General features: G+C 71.6%; 16 protein-coding genes. 11 read left to right on the top strand and 5 right to left on the bottom strand.

Annotated elements, in window-relative coordinates; all coding sequences use genetic code 11:
- Positions 1–158: 158 nt before the first annotated feature.
- Together FJ309_12035 and FJ309_12040 are read right to left on the bottom strand one after the other, a co-directional pair.
- Positions 159–872, bottom strand: coding sequence for a hypothetical protein (locus tag FJ309_12035; protein MBM3955325.1), 714 nt, complete (start codon positions 870–872; stop codon positions 159–161).
- Entirely contained in the window at positions 869–3631 is a 2763-nt protein-coding gene (locus tag FJ309_12040) for a DUF1080 domain-containing protein (protein ID MBM3955326.1), read from the bottom strand. The genes FJ309_12035 and FJ309_12040 overlap by 4 nt, the downstream gene beginning before the upstream one ends.
- A gap of 150 nt (positions 3632–3781) precedes the next feature.
- On the opposite strand from FJ309_12040, the gene FJ309_12045 reads away from it, so the two are divergent.
- The 7 genes from FJ309_12045 (at position 3782) to greA (ending at position 12341) form a co-directional block, all read left to right on the top strand.
- Positions 3782–5320, top strand: coding sequence for a YifB family Mg chelatase-like AAA ATPase (locus FJ309_12045; GenBank protein ID MBM3955327.1), 1539 nt, complete (start codon positions 3782–3784; stop codon positions 5318–5320).
- A 246-nt stretch (positions 5321–5566) separates the two neighbouring features.
- Complete coding sequence (locus FJ309_12050; GenBank protein MBM3955328.1) at positions 5567–6358, top strand: phosphatase PAP2 family protein; 792 nt, start codon at positions 5567–5569, stop codon at positions 6356–6358.
- 48 nt (positions 6359–6406) lie between these two features.
- Positions 6407–6907, top strand: a complete 501-nt coding sequence (locus FJ309_12055; GenBank protein ID MBM3955329.1) for a response regulator — start codon at positions 6407–6409, stop codon at positions 6905–6907.
- 109 nt (positions 6908–7016) lie between these two features.
- The gene (gene dnaG / locus FJ309_12060) at positions 7017–9020 is read left to right on the top strand and encodes a DNA primase (GenBank protein ID MBM3955330.1); all 2004 of its coding nucleotides are present in this window, start codon (positions 7017–7019) and stop codon (positions 9018–9020) included.
- A 100-nt stretch (positions 9021–9120) separates the two neighbouring features.
- Positions 9121–10896, top strand: a complete 1776-nt coding sequence (locus FJ309_12065) for a sigma-70 family RNA polymerase sigma factor (GenBank protein MBM3955331.1) — start codon at positions 9121–9123, stop codon at positions 10894–10896.
- A 168-nt stretch (positions 10897–11064) separates the two neighbouring features.
- Positions 11065–11772, top strand: coding sequence for a phospholipase (locus FJ309_12070; GenBank protein ID MBM3955332.1), 708 nt, complete (start codon positions 11065–11067; stop codon positions 11770–11772).
- An 86-nt stretch (positions 11773–11858) separates the two neighbouring features.
- Positions 11859–12341 carry a transcription elongation factor GreA gene (greA, locus tag FJ309_12075; GenBank protein MBM3955333.1) on the top strand — a complete coding sequence of 161 codons (483 nt, stop codon included), beginning with the start codon at positions 11859–11861 and terminating at the stop codon, positions 12339–12341.
- Positions 12342–12351: 10 nt separating this feature from the next.
- On the opposite strand, the gene FJ309_12080 is transcribed toward greA, so the two are convergent.
- A complete protein-coding gene (locus tag FJ309_12080; GenBank protein MBM3955334.1) occupies positions 12352–13059 on the bottom strand; it encodes a YggS family pyridoxal phosphate-dependent enzyme in 708 nt (235 codons plus the stop codon).
- Between the two features lie 23 nt (positions 13060–13082).
- Positions 13083–14858 (bottom strand): hypothetical protein, encoded by a 1776-nt coding sequence (locus FJ309_12085; GenBank protein MBM3955335.1) that lies wholly within the window; start codon positions 14856–14858, stop codon positions 13083–13085.
- A gap of 103 nt (positions 14859–14961) precedes the next feature.
- On the opposite strand from FJ309_12085, the gene FJ309_12090 reads away from it, so the two are divergent.
- Positions 14962–15717, top strand: a complete 756-nt coding sequence (locus tag FJ309_12090; GenBank protein MBM3955336.1) for a hypothetical protein — start codon at positions 14962–14964, stop codon at positions 15715–15717.
- Here FJ309_12090 and FJ309_12095 read toward each other — a convergent pair whose 3' ends face one another.
- Complete coding sequence (locus FJ309_12095; protein MBM3955337.1) at positions 15718–16860, bottom strand: heme-dependent peroxidase; 1143 nt, start codon at positions 16858–16860, stop codon at positions 15718–15720.
- Here FJ309_12095 and FJ309_12100 point away from each other — a divergent pair.
- Genes FJ309_12100 through FJ309_12110 form a run of 3 tightly spaced genes read left to right on the top strand, consistent with a single transcriptional unit; the run spans position 16859 to position 18007 of the window.
- Positions 16859–17131, top strand: a complete 273-nt coding sequence (locus tag FJ309_12100) for a WXG100 family type VII secretion target (protein MBM3955338.1) — start codon at positions 16859–16861, stop codon at positions 17129–17131. The genes FJ309_12095 and FJ309_12100 overlap by 2 nt on opposite strands.
- Positions 17132–17168: 37 nt before the next feature.
- Positions 17169–17777 (top strand): hypothetical protein, encoded by a 609-nt coding sequence (locus tag FJ309_12105; protein MBM3955339.1) that lies wholly within the window; start codon positions 17169–17171, stop codon positions 17775–17777.
- Positions 17774–18007, top strand: a complete 234-nt coding sequence (locus FJ309_12110; GenBank protein ID MBM3955340.1) for a hypothetical protein — start codon at positions 17774–17776, stop codon at positions 18005–18007. The genes FJ309_12105 and FJ309_12110 overlap by 4 nt, the downstream gene beginning before the upstream one ends.
- Positions 18008–18017: the final 10 nt, after the last annotated feature.

Below are 18017 nucleotides of genomic sequence, written 5' to 3' on the forward strand. Positions count from 1 at the left end.
CCGGGACGTCGACCTCGGTTAGTCGACGCCGGGACGTCGACCTCGGTTAGTCGACGCCGGGACGTCGACCTCGGTTAGTCGACGCCGGGACGTCGACCTCGGTTAGTCGACGCCGGGACGTCGACCTCGGTTAGTCGACGCCGGGACGTCGACCTGAATTAGTCGACGCTCTCGGCGTCGAGCGCTCGGACCGCAGCGATCGCCTCGTCGAGCGACGGGCTCGCGCCGCCGCGCACGCGACCGCGCCGGTCGGCCTCGGCGAGCAGCTCGAGGTCGGCGAAATCGGGATGGCCCTCGAGGCGGAGCCGGGCCCGGTGGCCGAGCGTGCCGGCGGCGCGGGACCGCGCCGCGGGAAGAGATTCGACGAACCAGCGCGTGCGCTCGGTGACCAGGCCGGCGAGCGCCGCGAGGGCCGCGGCCACGGCATCGCCCCGGTCGATCGCCCGGCCGACGTCGAAAACCAGCGCCGCGGTGAGCAGCTCCTCGTCGTAGGGACGCTCGACGCGAACCAGTTCGAACACCTGCAGCGTGTGCTCGAGCGCGTCGCCCTCGGGATGCTTGACCGGATCCTGCTTGACCGACGCGAGCATCCGCACCAGCGCCGCGATGTCGTCGAATCGATCGCCGGCGAGGGCCGGCGGGTCGCTGGCCGCTTTTTTCAGCTCGGCCCCGGCGGCACGGCGGATCTCGCCATGGTCGGGAAGCCGCTCCTCCGGCACCCAGGCCCGGGCCACGCGGCGCGCGGCCCGGAGCCGGGCGCGGTGGGAGTCGCCGGCGCTGCCGAGGATCCGGCCCGCCTCGGCGGCGATCCGCCGCCGCAGCTTGTCGGGCGCGGCGCCGTCGGGCGGCCCGGGATCGGGGGGCGTCGTCATTCCTTGCCCGCCTCCGGCACCGCCCGCCAGCGGATCCCGCGCAGCTTCGCCGCGGTGGCGTAGGTGGCGAAGCCGAGCGGCTTCGAGGGGATCACCTCGGGCCGCACCGAGATCGTCCGCCCCTCGAGATCCTGGGAGACGACCTGCTCGTCGTCGATGAAGCACTCGATGCGCTGCGGCGTGACCCGGACGCGGATCGCGTACCAGCGGCCATTCTTGAACTCGCGGAACAACGTGGTGTCGTTGTGGGCGGCATCGCGGCCGTCGATGTTTGACAGCCCGACGACTCCGCCGCCCCAGCCGCCGACGATGAAGCTGCAGGGGTCGTCGCCGACCGGGAAGGTGACGCCGCAGAAGAAATCACTGCCGTCGACGCGCTGCGCCTCGCAGGCCAGCTCGTAGTGCTGCGTGGGAAACTCCTTGGTCCAGGTGATCCCGCTCATGTCGGCGCCGATCCCGATGCGGATCGCGCCGTCCTCGACGCGCACGTCTCCCTCGCCCCCGAACGCCGTGCTCCGCCAGCCGCCGAGCGCCTCGCCGTCGAACAACGGCTTCCAGCCGGCTGCCGCCGCGGCGGCCGGGGTCGCCGATCCGTCACCGCGCAACTCCCGCACCAACGCCGCGGCGCCGTAGACCTTCTCCAGGGCGGCTAGGATCCCGGCGGCGTCGACGCTGACCGCCCGCGCCAGGGCGTCGTCGTAGGCGACGTCGAGGACGAGCGAGTGGATGTTGCCGTCGAAGATCAGACCGACCAGCTCGCCGCGGGCGTTGACGACGGGGCTGCCGGAGTTGCCGCCGATGATGTCGGCTGTGCAGACGAAGTTGAACGGCGTCTGCAGGAACGCGCCGTCCTTCTCGAGGTCGGCGCGCTTCTCGCGCCACCGCGCCGGCAGGTCGAAGGGGGGCGTCTCGCGCTTCTCGTCGGCGCGGTCGAAGAGGCCGGCGTAGGTGGTGTGGGCGGGGACGGTGCGGCCGTCCTGGCGGTAGCCCTTGACCGTGCCATACGCCAGGCGGAGCGTGAACGTGGCGTCCGGGTACAGGGCGTCACCCTCGCTGGCAAACCGCGCCCGGGTGATGTCGCCGTGGGCCTGCCGCTTCACCTCACCCGCCTTCTCGACGACCGCCCGCAGGCGGCGCGACTCGGCATCGACCAGGGCCGCGAGCACGACCATCGGATCGCCGCTCTTCTCGACGGCGGCCCGGCCCCCCTTCAGCCCCGCGTCGTAGAGTTCGCGGCGCGTGTCGCGGGCCGGCTCGGCGCCCGCGGCGGTCGGCCGGGTTCCGAGGAACGAGCCGCGCACCAGTTCGGTCGCGCGCTGCCGCGGCGACTTCCCGGACAGCACCTTCTCCACCAGCTCGTCGGCCCCGCCGAGCGTCGCCGCGAGGAACGACAGCGAGTCGGTGAGCTTGGCGATCTCGAGGTCGTCGTGGATCGGCTCCTTCGAGAACAGCTGCATCTCGAGCGACTCGCGGTTGGAGTCGCGGAACTCGCGGAGCCGCTCGCCGCTCGGCTTCGCCTGCTCCTCGGCGGCGCGGAGGATCGTGCGGGCGTTGGCGAAGAACTTGCTGTTGAACGCCAGGCCCCCCTCGAGCAGCGCGTGGCGGCGTGCCACCGCGTCGAGATCCTTCTCGACCTCGACGATCCGGTCGTAGGGGTTGCCGGTGCGGGCGGCAGGCAGCTTCGCCACGCTCGCCCGGTCGCGGGCCTCCCCGCCGCGGCGCGCGGCCATGATCCGCGGATCGAGGAGCCCGGCGTAGACACCGGACCGGGCCTTCCGTGAGTTCTGCACGCCGAACAGATCCTCGGCGACCTGCCGGGCCTGCTCCGGACCCTGCCCGGCGTAGGCGGTGTAGAGGACCTCGAGGCGATTGAGGTTGGCGAGCGACCAGGGCATCTGCCGGTCGCGCATCGCCTCCAGCTCCCGGATCGTGTTGGCCCGATCGGTGTGGCCGGGATGACCCGAGACGAACACCACCTCCCCTTCGGTCACCGGCGCCGAGGCCCAGACGAGGTGGTGGGGCACCTTCGCCGGCGCGCCGTTTTCGTAGGCGCGGAACAGGCACATGTCGAGGTTGTAGCGCGGGTACTCGAAATTGTCGGCATCGCCGCCGAAGAAGGCGATCTGCCGCTCCGGGGCGAACACGAGCCGGACGTCGGTGTATTTCTTGGCGCGGTAGAGATGGTAAGCGCCTCCCTGGTAGAGCGTGACGACGTCGCTCCGCAGCCCCGTGGCGGCCAACGACTTCTGCTCGATCTCGGCCATTGCCTTCCGCCGCGCGGCGAACGCCCCTTCGGCATCCATTCCCGGCGCGACCGCCGCCTCGACGGCCGGCGTGACGTCTTCAATCGACACCAGCACGTTGAGCTCGAGGTCGAGGCATTTGAGCTCGTCCTCGCGCCGCGCGGCGATGAACCCGTCGCGGTAGTAGTCGTGGCGCTCGTCGCCGAGCTTCTGCAGGCTGTCGGCACCGACGTGGTGGTTGGTGAGCACGAGCCCGTCGGCCGAGACGAACGACCCCGATCCACCGGAGTTGAACCGGACCGATGCCTGCTGCAGGTGCGTCAGCCATTCCGGCGACAGCTCGATGCCGTGGTCGCGCTTCAGTCGCTCCCGCGGGGGGTGGCTGTAGAGCCACATCCCCTCGTCGGCCGGCGCGACCGAGCCGGCCACGACGGCGAGTGCGACCGCGACCACGCAGGGTGCGGACCGAAGCAGGAGGGCGACAAGCCGGGACTGGGAACAACGCGGCGCAGGCATCGGCGGACAACCTCCGGGACGTGGACCGCGAACGCCACCGTCCGCGATCCAGAAAGCCTATCCGATCGCGGCACCCGGGCCGATCCCAAGCGGTTGACAGAAGAATGTACTTCTGTACACTTTGCGGCCGGGGCAGCCGAGGACAACGCCATGCTCGCGAGATTGCACACGTTTTCCCTGCTCGGCATCGACGCCGTGCCGGTCGATGTCGAAGTCGACGTTTCGACCGGCGCCCTGCCGGCGACGGTGCTCGTCGGGCTCCCCGACGCGGCGATCCGCGAGAGCACCCACCGCGTCGCCCGGGCGATGGTCAACTGCGGCTTCCACCGGCCGACCGATCGGATCGTCGTGAATCTGGCCCCGGCTGAGCTGCCGAAGCAGGCGGCGACGTTCGATCTGCCGATCACGTTGGGGATCCTCGCCGGCAGCGGGCAATTCTCGGCGGAGCGTTTCCGCGACTACGCGGTCGTCGGCGAGCTGTCGCTCGAAGGCCTCACGCGACCGGCGCGCGGGGCCCTCTCGATGGCGATCTCGACCGCCCGCCAGCGCAATCTCCGCGGCGTCGTCGTGCCGGCCGCCAGCGCCACCGAGGCGGCCGTTGTCGAAGATGTGGAGGTGATCCCGGTATCGACGCTCACCGAGGCGGTCCGCTTCTTCGCCGGGGACCTCGACATCCCGCGGACGCCCTCGCGGGTCGACGAGTACTTCGACCGGTTCGCCACCTACGACATCGATTTTTCCGACGTCCGCGGGCAGGAGGCGGCGAAGCGGGCGATCTGCGTGGCCGCGGCGGGGGGGCACAACATCGCCATGCTCGGCCCACCGGGGGGCGGGAAGACGATGCTCGCCAAGCGCGTGCCCACGATCCTGCCGCCGCTGTCGGCCGCCGAGTCGATCGAGACGAGCCGGATCTACAGCGCCCTGGGTTTGCTCGCCCCTGGGCAGCCGTTGATCGTCACGCGCCCGTTCCGCGCGCCGCACCACACGATCTCCGAGGCGGGATTGGTGGGCGGCCGGTCGGTGCCGATGCCGGGCGAGATCAGTCTCGCCCACAACGGCGTCCTGTTCCTCGACGAGTTGCCCGAGTTCAACCGGCGGACGCTCGAGGTTCTCCGGCAGCCGCTCGAAGAGGCGTCGGTGACGATCAGCCGGGCCCGGTCGACGACCCGGTTCCCGGCCGATTTCATGCTCGTGGCCGCGTTCAACCCCTGCCCCTGCGGCTACCGCGGCGATCCGCGCCGCCAGTGCCAGTGCACGACGCCCCAGGTCGAAAAATACATGGGGCGGATCTCCGGCCCGCTGCTCGACCGGATCGACATCCACATGGAGGTGCCGGCAGTGCCGTTTCGCGAGCTGTCGAGCAGCCGTGCCGGCACGTCGAGCGGCCAGATGCGTGAGACGGTGCTCGCGGCGCGCGCCCGGCAGGCGGAGCGCTTCGCCGGCCTGCCCACGCGGTCCAACGCCCGGATGACGGCCCGCCAGATCCGCGAGCTGTGTCCGCTCGACGGCGCTGCCGTCGAACTGCTCCGCGGGGCGGTCACCGACCTCGGCCTGTCGGCGCGGGCCCACGACAAGATCCTGCGCGTGGCGCGCACGATCGCCGACCTCGACGGCGCCGAACGGATCTCGTGTGCGCACGTCAGCGAAGCGATCAATTACCGGATCCTCGACCGGCGGCTGTGGACCTGAGCCATCGGGCCAGTCCGCCCCACGGAGCCGGTGGCCCCGTGCAACCCGGGCTCACACGGCGGCAAGCCCAAATGGCCGGAAGACGGTTCTGAAGCGGCACGGGTGCGGCGGGCTGACCTACCGGGAGGCCCCGTACGAGCCGCACGAGGCGGAAGCTGCCCGCCGCGACCCGCCACTCCCCGCAGGACGACCTGGGCCTTCAAGCGCTCTTCCCGCCGGTGGGCGTGGTGTGGCACGATCCGCGACATGCTTCTTCCCGCTCGGTTTGACGATCGTTCCCCTGCGCACGGCCACGACGACCGCCGCGGCGCGGGCACGACCGTCCGGTCGCTGTCGCGATGGGCCGCCGGTCTGTTCGCGCTCGGCCTGGTGCTGCTGCCGCTCGATCTCCCGGTCGCGCGGCTCGTGCGTGCCGGCATCCTTCCGGGCGAGGTGAACCGACTGCTCGGGATCAGCGAGGCGTTCGCCCACGGTTGGGGCGTGGCGGCGATCCTCCTGGTGGCATTCGCGCTCGATCCCCGGCTCTGGCATGCCGGCGCCGAATCGCGAGGCGAGCGCTGGAGGCCATCGCTGGCCGGCATCCGACTGGTGGCGATGGCGGTCGTCGGCAGCCTGTTTGTCAACGTCATCAAGCTCGCGGCGCGGCGCGTGCGGCCGCGCGTGGCCGATCTCGACGCGGCAAGCGGCGTGTTGGCGACGTTCGACGCCGCGCTGCTGGCAGTGCCCGATCCCGGGTCGGCGGACCTCCTCAGCTTCCCGTCGGGCCACGCGGCTGCGGCGGCCGGGCTGGCGGCGGCGCTGTCGTGTCGGTATCCCCGGGGGACGGCGCTGTTCGTGCTGTTCGCGACGCTCGCGGCCCTGCAGCGAGTCGGTTCTGCCGCTCATTATCCGAGCGACATCTGCTGTGGAGCCGCGCTGGGCTGCCTCGGTGCGGCCGTGTCGCTTCGTGTGAGCGGGGCTGTCGGCCGGGAAGCGCGACTGACGCGCGGCGAGCCGGCCGGAGCCGGATGCAAGCGGCGGCCTGATATACTCAGGTGATCGCCGCCCCGGCGTGCGGTGGTGCCTCCCCCCTTCCACGACACTCCCATGCCCCTCCCCAAGCGTTCCGCGGCCAAAAAAGCCGTCCGCGGGAAGAAGATCTCCGAGGTGCAGGCCGATGGCGCGGGCCCGGCGGAGGCCTCTCCGGGTGAGGACACGGCACCGGTTTCAGCCCGGCAGAGCCGCCGGATCCTCCTCGTCGACGACGACGAGGAGATCGTGGAATCGATGCGCGCGGTCCTCGAGTCGAAGGGTTACCAGATCATCGTCGCCCGCGACGGTAACCAGGGGCTCCTGCTCGCCGAGCGCGAGACTCCCGACCTGATCGTGCTCGACATGATGATGCCCAAGCGGAGCGGATTCCTCGTCCTCGAGCAGCTCCGCCGCAGCCGTCCGGTGCCCGTCAAGGTCGTGATGATCACCGCCAACGAGGGCAGCCGCCACCGCGCCTACGCGGAAATGCTCGGCGTCGACGACTACATCCGCAAACCGTTCGCGATGGATCGACTGCTGGCGACGGTGCAGCGGCTGCTCGCCGACGGCGGCTGAAGGCCGCGCGCCCCGAGAGGGCAGGCAAGCGCCGTCGTCGTGGCAAACCGGGGCGACCCGGCATGCGGTCGTCCGTTCCGGCTGCGATTGACCCGCCCCGGGGTCGTTCATACATTCCGCCGGCGTGCATGAGGCGGTCGGTTTTCAGGGGAGCTGGTCATTGCCTTCGCACCCGTCGTTCTCGTCCACCGATGCCGATGCCACCCGCGTGCCGTCGGCTCCAACGCGCCGGTCGCCGGCCGGCGCCGGAGCACCCGGCGCCGGAGCACCCGGCGGCGGTGACACGCCGCGCGACGGTCACGACGCCAAGGAGCGCGTCCGCGAGGCGACCGACATCGTCGATCTGGTCGGGTCGTACCTCGCCCTCCGCCGCACGGGCAAGACGCTCGTCGCCCGGTGCCCCTGGCACGACGATTCGCGCCCCAGCCTGTCGGTGAATCCCGAGCGGCAGACGTTCCGGTGTTGGGTCTGCAACATCGGCGGCGACGCGTTCAGCTTCCTGATGCGGATGGAGCGCCTCGAGTTCCGCGAAGCACTGGAAATGCTCGCCCAACGGGCCGGGATCGCGCTGGGGCGCGGCGATGACCAGCGCTCCGGCGAACGGGCCCTGCTCCGCGGGGCGCTGGAGTGGGCCGCGGGCCGCTATGCCTCCTGCCTCGCCGACGCACCCGAAGCGGCGGCGGCCAGGGCGTATCTCCTCGAGCGCGGGCTGTCGGCGGCGACGATCACCCGGTTCGGCGTCGGATTCGCACCGGCCGGCTGGGATTGGCTCCTCCGCCAGGCCGCCGCCGCCGGACATTCCGTCGAGATCCTCGAGCAGGCGGGGCTGGTGATCGCCCGGGGGGAACGTCCCGGGCACTACGACCGGTTCCGCGAGCGTGTGATGTTTCCGATCCGCGATCCGCAGGGCCGCTGCATCGCCTTCGGCGGCCGCGTGCTGCCGGGAAGCTCGGCAGACGTCGCCAAGTACATCAACAGTCCGGAGACGCCGCTGTTTTCCAAGAGCGGCACGCTGTACGGGCTCGACAGTGCCCGCGAGGCGATCGCCCGCTCGGGCCGGACGGTCGTCGTCGAGGGCTACATGGATTGCCTCGCCGCCCGGCAGGCGGGACACGGCGACGTGGTGGCGGTCCTCGGCACCGCCGTCGGCCAGCGTCATGCCCGGCTGCTCCGGCGCCACGCCGATCGGATCGTGTTGGTGCTCGACGGGGACGCGGCCGGCCGGCGGCGCGCCGACGAGGTGATGGATCTGCTCCTCACAGAGCCGGTCGACCTGAGGATCGCCCGCCTCCCGTCCGGCAGCGATCCGTGCGATCTGGTCATGTCCGACGGTGGATCGGCCCTCGGCGAGGTCGTCGATGCCGCCGTGGACGCGCTCGACTATCGCCTCGACACGAGCCTCGAACGTCTCGGCGACCGGCCCGCCGATCACGCGATCATCGCCGCGGTCGAGAGCGTCCTGACACCGCTGGCGCGGGTCTCCGCCGACGGGCCGCTCACCGACGGCCAGCGCCGTCTCCGCGAGGATCGGGTGCTCGGGAGGCTGTCGCGGCGCTTCGGTCTCGACACCGCCGGCCTCCGCCACCGGCTCGAGGAGCTGCGCGGCGGCGCACGGGCAGCGGCGGACCGACGCGATCCCGACGCTCCGCCGGATCGCGACGAGGATCCGGTGCCAGCGCTCACCCCGTGGGACCGCGAGGTCCTCGAACTGGTCCTCGCGCTTCCCGACGGCAGCGGGCTCGTCGGCCGTCTCGGCGCCGACGACCTCGACTCACCGACCGGGCGCCACCTGCTCTCGGTCGCCGCCCGGTGCTGCGCGGGCGACGGCCGGGTCGCCCTCCACCGGCTCCTCGACGCGATCGACGACGAGCGCCTGCGCGGCGTCCTCGTCGGTCTCGACGAGGACGCCGCGGCGCGCCCCTTGCCGCCGGCCGAGCGGCTGGTCCACTGGGAGGAGAGCTGGCGCCGGCGGCGCGCCGACCACCTCACCCGTGCCAGCGTGAACGTCCTCAAGAGCGCGACCCTCGACGCGGGCGCGGAAACGGAACTGTTGGAGCGGCTCGTCGCCGAGCGGCGGGCCGCCGAGGGCATGTCCGAACCCAAGGAGGGGTGAGGATGCCCGCCTCGTCGCTGCAATCGGACCGTTCAGGCGCTGGCCAGAGCGGTTCCGGGGGGCGGTGTGCGAGGGGCGGTAGGATGGAAGGAGGCCCTGCATGAACCACGTGACCACCACCTCGATCGATGACCGTGACCTCGCCGCGTTGCCCGCGGTCGACGGCCCCGACGCACCGCCGGGCGGCGGCAGCCCATCCGACCCCGCGCTGCCGCGCGGCACGGCGACGGGGATCGATGCCGACCTCGAGGCGCTGATCGTCACCGGGCGGCGTCAGGGCTACCTGACGTTCGACCAGGTCAACGCCTACCTGCCCGACGAAGCGGTCGATCCCGAGAAGATCGACACGCTGCTGGTGGCGCTCGAGGAGAAGGGGATCGACCTCGTCGACACGCCGCCGGTCGCCCCGAGCCCCGCGGCTGCCGCGAGCGGCGCGCCCGCTCCGGCCGCGCCGCGGCCGGCACCGGCACGGCGCGACGAGGCGATCACGACCGCGCCGTCGAATGCCGGCAACGATCCGATCCGGATGTACTTGGCGCAGATGGCGGAGATCCCGCTCCTCACCCGCCCCGAGGAGATCGCGCTGGCGAAGCGCATCGAGGTCACCCGCAAGCGCTTCCGCCGGGCGATCCTCGGCTGCAGCTACTCGCTCCAGACCACCGTCGACACGCTCCGGCGGGTCCACGAAGGGAAGCTCCCCTTCGACCGCACGATCAAGGTGTCGCTCACCGAGCGGCTCACCAAGGAGCAGATCCAGGCGCGGATGCCGCACAACCTGACGACGCTCGGCCACCTCATCGAGCGCAGTCGCGCCGACTTCCGCCGCCTCATCAGCCGCCGGACGACGGCCGACGAGGGGCGGCTGGCCCGCAGCCGTTTCCGCCGCACCCGGGCCAAGTCGCTCTCGCTCGTCGAGGAGCTGTCGCTGCGCACGCGCCGCGTGCAGCCACTGCTCAAGCTGCTCCGCGGGATGTCGACACGGATGGACCGCCTTCAGCAGAGCCTGCGGGCCGACGACCTGTCGCGTGACGACCGGGCCGACATGCGCAAGGAGCTCCGAGACCTGATGCTCTCGACACTCGAGAGCCCACGGTCACTGCGGAAGCGGGTCGTCCTCCTCGAGCGGTTGCAGCAGGAGTACGAGGCGGCGAAGCGCTCGCTGTCGGCGGCGAATCTCCGCCTCGTCGTGTCGATCGCGAAAAAGTACCGCAACCGTGGCCTGTCGTTCCTCGACCTCATTCAGGAGGGAAACACCGGCCTGATGCGCGCGGTCGACAAGTACGAGTACCGGCGCGGCTTCAAGTTTTCGACGTACGCAACGTGGTGGATCCGGCAGGCGATCACCCGGGCGATCGCCGACCAGGCGCGGACGATCCGCATTCCGGTCCACATGATCGACGTTCTCTCGAAGCTCCGCACCGCGGGCAAGAAGCTGCTCCACGAGTTGGGGCGTGAACCGACCGCCGAGGAGATGGCGGCGGCGACTGGCACGCCCCTCGAGGAGGCAAGGCGCGTGCTCGACATGGGGCGGCAGCCGATGAGCCTCGACCGTCCGGTGGGTGAAAGCGAAGACGCGAGCTTCAGCGAGTTCGTCGAGGACGTCGGCGTCGAGAGCCCGGCGCAGGCGGCCACGAGCGGCCTGCTCCGTGACCGGATCGAGTCGCTCCTCAAGACCCTCACCTACCGGGAGCGGGAGATCATCCGCCTGCGCTACGGCCTCTCCGACGGCTACACCTACACGCTCGAGGAGGTGGGGCGGATTTTCCGTGTCACCCGCGAGCGTGTCCGCCAGATCGAGGCCAAGGCCGTCAAGAAGCTCCAGCATCCGGTGCGGTCGCGCCAATTGGAGAGCTTCCTCGGTGGCATACCGCGCTGACCCCCGGCGCATGTGAGCGGTGGCCGTTCGACGGCTGGGCTGCCGGGCGACCGTCTGCCGTCGCCGCCTGCGGGCGGCGACGGCATGGCGGAGTCGACGTCGTGGACGCGCGTCGCGCGTCTGCTACACTCCCCGCTGAGCCCCAGACCACCTCCGGTCAGTCGTTTCATGCCCCTCGCCGTCACAGCCGACGCGATCCGCACGCTCCACCGCATGCAGCGGCAGCTCGCCGACCTGCGCGAGCAGATCGAGGCCGGGCCGCGGCGCGTCGCGGCCCGTGAGAAGCTCCTCGCCGCGGCCGAGGTCCGCCACACGACCGCCACCGACGACGTCCGCAAGGCGAAGATGGCGGCCGACCAGAAGCAGCTGCAGCTGAAGACGGCCGAAGCGAAAATCCGCGATCTGGAAGGCAAGCTCAACGCCTGCAAAACCAATCGCGAGTACCAGACGCTCAACGACCAGATCGCTGCGGACCGGATGGCGACGAAAGTCCTCGAAGACGAGATCCTCGAGGCCCTCGAACGGATCGACACCGTCCGCAAGCTCGTGCCGGCCGCCGAGGCCGAGGTGGCGACGACCCGCAAGGCCCTCGCCGAGGCCAGGGCCGAGGTCGATGCCAAGGCGGCCCAGTTGGCCGCCGAGGTGACGCGGATCCAGCATGATCTGGAGGCGGCCGAGCAGGAGCTGCCCGAGGACTCGCGCGACGTCTATCGCCGCGTCGTCCGCAGCAAGGGAGCCGATGCCATGGCACCGGCCGAGGGCGAGAGTTGCAGTGGCTGCTCCCAGCAGATCACCGGCAACATGGTGGCCGAGCTGGCCCAGGGAAGGGTCGTGGCCTGCCGCAGTTGCGGCCGCCTGCTCTATCTGGCGAAATAGGGGCTCCGGCCCCTTACCCCGGCCGGGTGAGGCCTCCCCGGCCACCGTGAGTGCCGGTTCTTTTCTCACCGAGTGGAACGCTGCCGATGTCCGACCGAATCCCGATGACCCGCGCCGGTTACGACAAGCTCAAGACCGAGGTCGAGCACCTCGATACCGTCGAGATGCCCCGGATCGCCGCCCGTGTCGCCGCTGCCCGGAGCGAGGGGGACCTCAGCGAGAATGCCGAGTACCACGGCGCCCGCGAGAGCCAGGGGATGCTCCAGGCGAAGATCAACCTCCTCCGCGACAAGCTCGCGCGGGCGGTGATCGTCGAGCGGCCGAAGGAAGCGACCGACGAGGTGGTGTTCGGGGCGACCGTGACCGTCAAGGACCTTTCGTTCGGCGACGAGGAGGTGTTCGTCCTCGTCGGCGCCGGCGAGGAGGACTACGACGCGGGCAAGATCAACGTCGCCAGCCCGCTCGCCCAGGGGCTCCTTGGCCGCAAGGTCGGCGAGAAAGTCGACATCCAGGTGCCGGCCGGCACGATGCGCTTCGAGATCCTCGGCGTCCGCTTCGAGGACGAATGACCACGGCGGGTCAGGCGGCGGGGCCGAGCCCCTCCCAGAGCGCTGAGCCGATCCGCACGATCGTCGCCCCTTCGAGGATCGCGTCCTCGAAGTCGTCGCTCATCCCCATCGACAGCTCGGTGAGCCCGGGAACGAGCGGACGGAGCCGGTCGCGGAGCTCCCGGAGGGCGGCGAATTGACGCCGGGCGCGTCCGGCCGGGACACCGGGCTCCGGCGCCGATGCCATCCCCATCAGTCCGCAGGCGACCACCGAGCCGTCGGCGGGCCAGCCGGCCAGGAGCGGTTCGACCTCCTCCGGCGGCAGGCCGGTGCGGGCGGCGCTGCCGGTGAGATCGACCTCGACGAGGACGCGCGCGATGTGATTTGCCGAGCGCGCCTCGCGCCAGAGGCTGTCGAGCAGCCGTGGGCTGTCGAGAGAATGGATCAGGTGGCAGACGGGGAGCGTGCGCTGCACCTTGTTGCGCTGCAGGTGCCCGACGAGGTGCCAGCGAACGCTGTCGCCGAGGTCGGCGAGCGACGCGGCACGCGCCCAGAGCTGCTGCGGACGGCTCTCGGCCAGGTCGCCACAGCCGGCCATCACCAACTCGCGCGCCCGCCCGGGATCGACCGACTTGGTCACCCCGACGAGGCGCACCGCCTCGGGCGGGCGGGCCGCCCGGTCGCAGGCGGTCGCGATCCGTTCGCGGACCCGCTCCAAATTGCCGCGGACCGTCGCCATGCCCGCGCCTCGCGCCGTTCCCGTCATTCGATCTCGATCGACCGGCCGACACGGCCCCGCGGCTTGATCCGGCCGACGACCAATTCGCACGATACGTTGCAGCCGAGCAGCGTCCGGTTGCGGGGCTCGTCGAGGGCCCGGTACACGAGCCACTGTTCGACGCCCGCCTGCACACGGTAGCCGACCGCCTCGTGCCGGCCGAGGATCCGCCGCGTGTCGGCGATGGTCAGCTGCCGCCACGTCACCGGCCCGGCGGCGCGGCGCCGGTCGCCCTCGATCCACAGCGGTGCATACAGCCTGCCACCGCTGCCGGCGTGACGGAGCCGGAGCACGCTGTCGCTGTCGGCTGATCCGACGACGACCGCCAACTCGCCCGGAGCCGGTGCCACGGTCCACTCGGGTAGCGCCAAGGGCAGCAGCGCGGCACGCGGCTTGCCGTCGGCGAGCAGCCGCTCGCGCGTCTCGTCGTTCCCGGCGGCGGAGAACGTCGGGGCGATCGACAGCCGCGACTCGGCGGTCAGCGCCCCCTCGGCGCCGGGCAGGATGACGGCGTCACCGAACAGCACGACCCGGTCGGCCGCGAGGACGACGACCTGCCGCTGCAGTTCGCCGCCGCCGGCGAGAGACCGGGCGATCTCGAGGAACGTGCCGTGCCTGCAGGGGGCGCAGCTGGAAAACCGCCACGGCCCGTCGGCGGCGACGGCAACGCCGTCGATCGCGACGTCCAATGGCCACGGCCCGGAGACGAGCAAACGCCGGCCGACGGCCACTTCGAGCCACGGAGTCTCGCGTTGCCAATCGACGAACACGCGGAGGTCATCGGCGCCCCATCCGGATCGGATCACCGCCTGGCAGCCGTCGGCGAGCGGCAGTTCGCGGGGCAGCAGTCGCCCCGCCTGCCGTTCTTCTCCGGCCTTCGTCCCACGCTGGATCCGGTGGACGGTGGCGCGCGCCCGGCGGCCCTGCCCCGCGACCGCAGCCACGAGTGACTCCAGCGCGGGCCCGGTCCGGCCGTCAGGCCCCGGGCAACGGGCCTGCGGGCCGAGCAGCGCCAGGGCCGTCCGGCAGGCGGACCGGAAGCGGGTCTCGGTCGCGCGGTTCCAGGCGGCCTGGCCACCGCAGGCGTCGACGGCCGCCCGCGTGTCGGCCCAGCTCGCGACCCGCGCCACCCGTGCGCTCCCCGACGGCCCATGGCCGGCGAGCAGCGCGCCGTCGTCCCCGGTCGACCGCGCGATGTCGGCCTCGATGGCCGCGCGGGCCTGGTCGCCGAGACGCCGCACCGCGTCGACGTCAGCCAACAGCGTGCCCGCGACGAGAAGGCACCGGGCGGCGCCAGCGTCGCCGCCGGCGAGCGCGTCGCGGGCCGGGCCCACCGCCTCCTCGAACGCCGCGTGAAGGGGGTATTCGCGGGGATCGTGCGATCGTCGGAGACGCGTCGCCACGGCGATTCCCCACGCCACTCCTTCGGTCATCAGCCACCGGTCGATTCCGGTGCTGGCCTCGGCATGGGCGACGCACTTGGCGAGGCAGGCCTCGAGGCGCCTGCCGTGCCGGCCCGGGTCGCCGATCGCAACGGCGAGGCGCCGCAGCCATTTTCGGCCATCATCGCGCGAAACCGCGGCGGCCAGCGCGGCGAGCCGTCGCTCCGTCTTGCGGCGCGTCACCCGTGGGGCGCTTCCGTGCCCGCTGGCAAGCGCGCCACGTTCGCCATTGCCGCCGAGGTAGCCGTTGGGCGAGGCCGTCAGGCGGCCGTTGCCCGTCGTCGCTCCGTGATCGCCGGAAACCCCCCGCCGCGCCATGACCTTCCCTTGGCCCCGCCAGCAGGGGCGGGGGACCGTTGGAGGAACGTGCCGAAACGGGGGTATCGTACTGGTCTGCACCCCCTCCATCCACAGGCCCGACATGCTTCCTTTCCCGCAGTTGCCACGCCGGTCTTTCCTCACGCTCCTCGGTACCGCCGCCGTGGCGCTGGCCGCTTGCCGGCATCCTCTCCTGGCCGACGAGGAGGCCAGCCCGCCGCCGGTCGATCGTCACCCGGAGCTCGAGCGCCTTGCCCCGGCCGAGGAGGTGTGGATCGACCTGCCCGCGAAGCGCGTCGTCGTCGGCGGTCTGGTCGTCCTCGACGAGGGGCCGCTCGAGTTCTTCGCCTGCCCGCGGCACACGAAGGAGCACGAGTCGATCGTCGCCGTCAACGCCTCGGCGCGCCTCGTCCACGCCGCCCTGCTGGCGATCGGCCTCGAGCCGGGGAAGCCGGTGTCGTTCGATCCGGAGTACGCCGCCGCCAGCGGTCCGGCACTGCGGCTGACGATGCGCTGGAAGGACGCGGCCGGCGGCGCCCACGAGGCCGACGCGCGCAGCTGGGTGCGCGAGACGCGCACCGGCAAGGAATTGGCCACCGACTGGGTGTTCGCCGGGAGCGGACTGTGGACCGACGCCGACGGCCGCGAGCACTACCAGGCCGATGCCGGCGACTTCATCAGCGTCTCCAACTTCCCCACCGCGACCCTCGATCTGCCGATCGAGAGCTCGCAGTCCAACGAGGCGCTGTTGTTCGACGTCTTTCCCGGCCGGGTGCCGCCGGTCGGCACGGTGCTCGATATCGTCATCACCCGCGCCGTGCCAGCGCGACCGGCCTCCGCGCCGCCCGCCGGGCGCTGATCACGCACCGGCGTGCGGATGGCCTCCCGGAGCAGTGCCGCCGACTCCGCAGTGGGCGAGGATCGCCGCTGGGGTGGCGACGTAGCCGGTGTAGAACGGCCCGAACTCCGCGTACCGTGCGCTCGCCTCGTCGAAGCGCATCGTGTAGACGATCTCCTTGAGGAAATCGGGGCGGCGTGCCCACAGCGTCACGCCCCACTCCCAATCATCGAGACCGACGCTCACGGTGATCAGCTGCGTGACGCGGCCGCCGAACGTCATCCCCGTCCGGCCATGCTCGGCCATCAGTTTGCTGCGCTCGGCGAACGGGAGCAGGAACCAGTTCTCGCCGACTTCGCGCTTCTTGTTCATCGGGTAGAAGCAGGCGTTGGGCCAGGGGGGCAGGTCGGGTTCGATCCGCGCCTTGCGCATCGCCCCCTCCCGGGCCGCGTAGCCGGCGACCTTGGCCTTGTAGCCTGGGCTGTCGGCGACCTCCCCCTCCTCGAGCAGGCGCTGGCCGTACTGCTCGACGGTGGGGACGTACTCGCTGACCTCGGTAATGCCGATGAACGACCAGGTTGCCACCAGGGCTGCGCCAAGGGGCCCGGCGAGCAGACGCTGGTGGATCCCCTCGACGACCAGGGGCGACGGATCCATCACCATCACGGCGAAATCGGCCTTGTGCCCGGGAACGATCCAACTCTGCATCCGCCGTGGCTGGCCGGGGGCCGCGGGGTCGAGCGCTGCAGAGAACGCCGCGATCCCCTCGGTGACCTGCCGCGGCGACAAGCCGGCGAGCCGGGCGCGGTCGAAGGAGTAGAAAAGGTGGCTGACGTGCCAGCCCGTCGACGGCTCGATCGAGACCGTGTCGTCGGCGGCGTGCCGGGCAGCCGCGCCGTGGGGGGCGCCGGCGGACGCCGGCGGACGGGATCCGGCGGAGGAGGGCCGCGCGGCGGAATCGGTCGGGCTGGTAGTCACGGAGTCGGCCTCCTCGGGCGGAAAGCGGGCGCGGGTCGAAAGCCACCGCGAGTGTAGGCGCGACCGCCCCGGCCCCAAAACGCCGTGCGCCCCCCCGGCCCGGCTGCCTGTCCAGGGGCGATCGTTCCGCGGTAAGATGACCGCGGCGGGGAGGAAGCACGGGCGCCGGCGGGAGGAACCGACCATGGGACAGGCGATCGTCGATCCACAGGAGCTGCGGCGCTTCGCCGCGCGGCTGCGGCACTTCAGCACCGAGGTGATGACGCAGATGCAGACGGTGCAGCGCCAACTCAACGCCCTCGGGGCCACGTGGCGCGACCAGGAGCACCAGAAGTTCGCCGAGGAGTTCGAGCAGCAGCTGGCGACCTTCGGCCGGTTCGTCGAGAGCACCGGAGAATACGTCCCCTACCTGATCCGCAAGGCGGAGCGGGTCGAGGAATACCAGCAGCAGCGCTGAGCACGCGGAACCGAGCGGCCCACGACGGGGTGACAGGATGTCCGGCCAAGCCGATGTCAAATCGATCGACACCCTGGCCTTCGTGAAGGCGGCGGTGGCGTCGTTCGCGCACGAGACGGGCCAGGCGATCTCCGAGGTCGAGCTCGAGGGGCGCCGGGCGATCGAAGACCTGACGATGGAGCGGGCCGCGCACTGGAAGGCCGAGGTCCGCCGTGCCGGCGAGGCGGTCAACGAGGCGATCAAGGAGTTGGAGCACTGCCGGGCCTTCAAGAAGGTCGGCGACGGCCAGCCGTCGTGCATCGAGGAAAAGAAGAAGCTCGACAAGGCGCGGGCGCGGCTGGCGTTCGCCGAGCAGAAGGCCGAGGCGGTGCGGCGCTGGACGCCGGTCGTCCAGCAGCAGTTCCGCGAGACGTGCGTGAAGCTCGTGCACTTCCGCGAGGTGGTCGACGTCAAGTGCCCCCGCGCGATCGCGGCGCTCGAGCGGATGCTCAAGGCTCTCGACGCCTACCGCGACGTCTCCGCTCCGCGCACCGGCGCGGCGGCCGGCGGCGGTGGCGGGGCGGCGCCGGTGACGCGACAGGTCGAGGATCCGCCGCCCGAAGGCGCGCCCCCGGCCGCCGACGCCGAGGGAGCCGTCGCACCATGAAGCACATCGACCTCTCGAGCGGCGCTTCGAAGATGTCGCTGGCGCTCAAGCAGCTCGAGATCAAGTGGGACTCCGCGAAGGACACGTGGAACGACGCCACGAGCAAGGCCTTCCACAAGGAGCACCTCGAGCCCCTCCGCCCGGACGTCAAGGAGACGCTCGAGGCGATCGGCCGTCTCGCCGAGGTGCTCGCCCGCGCCGCCCGCGACGTCAGCGACGAAGGCGGCTGACCGCCGCCAC

The sequence above is a fragment of the Planctomycetota bacterium genome (genome assembly GCA_016872555.1).
Classification (GTDB): domain Bacteria; phylum Planctomycetota; class Planctomycetia; order Pirellulales; family UBA1268; genus F1-20-MAGs016.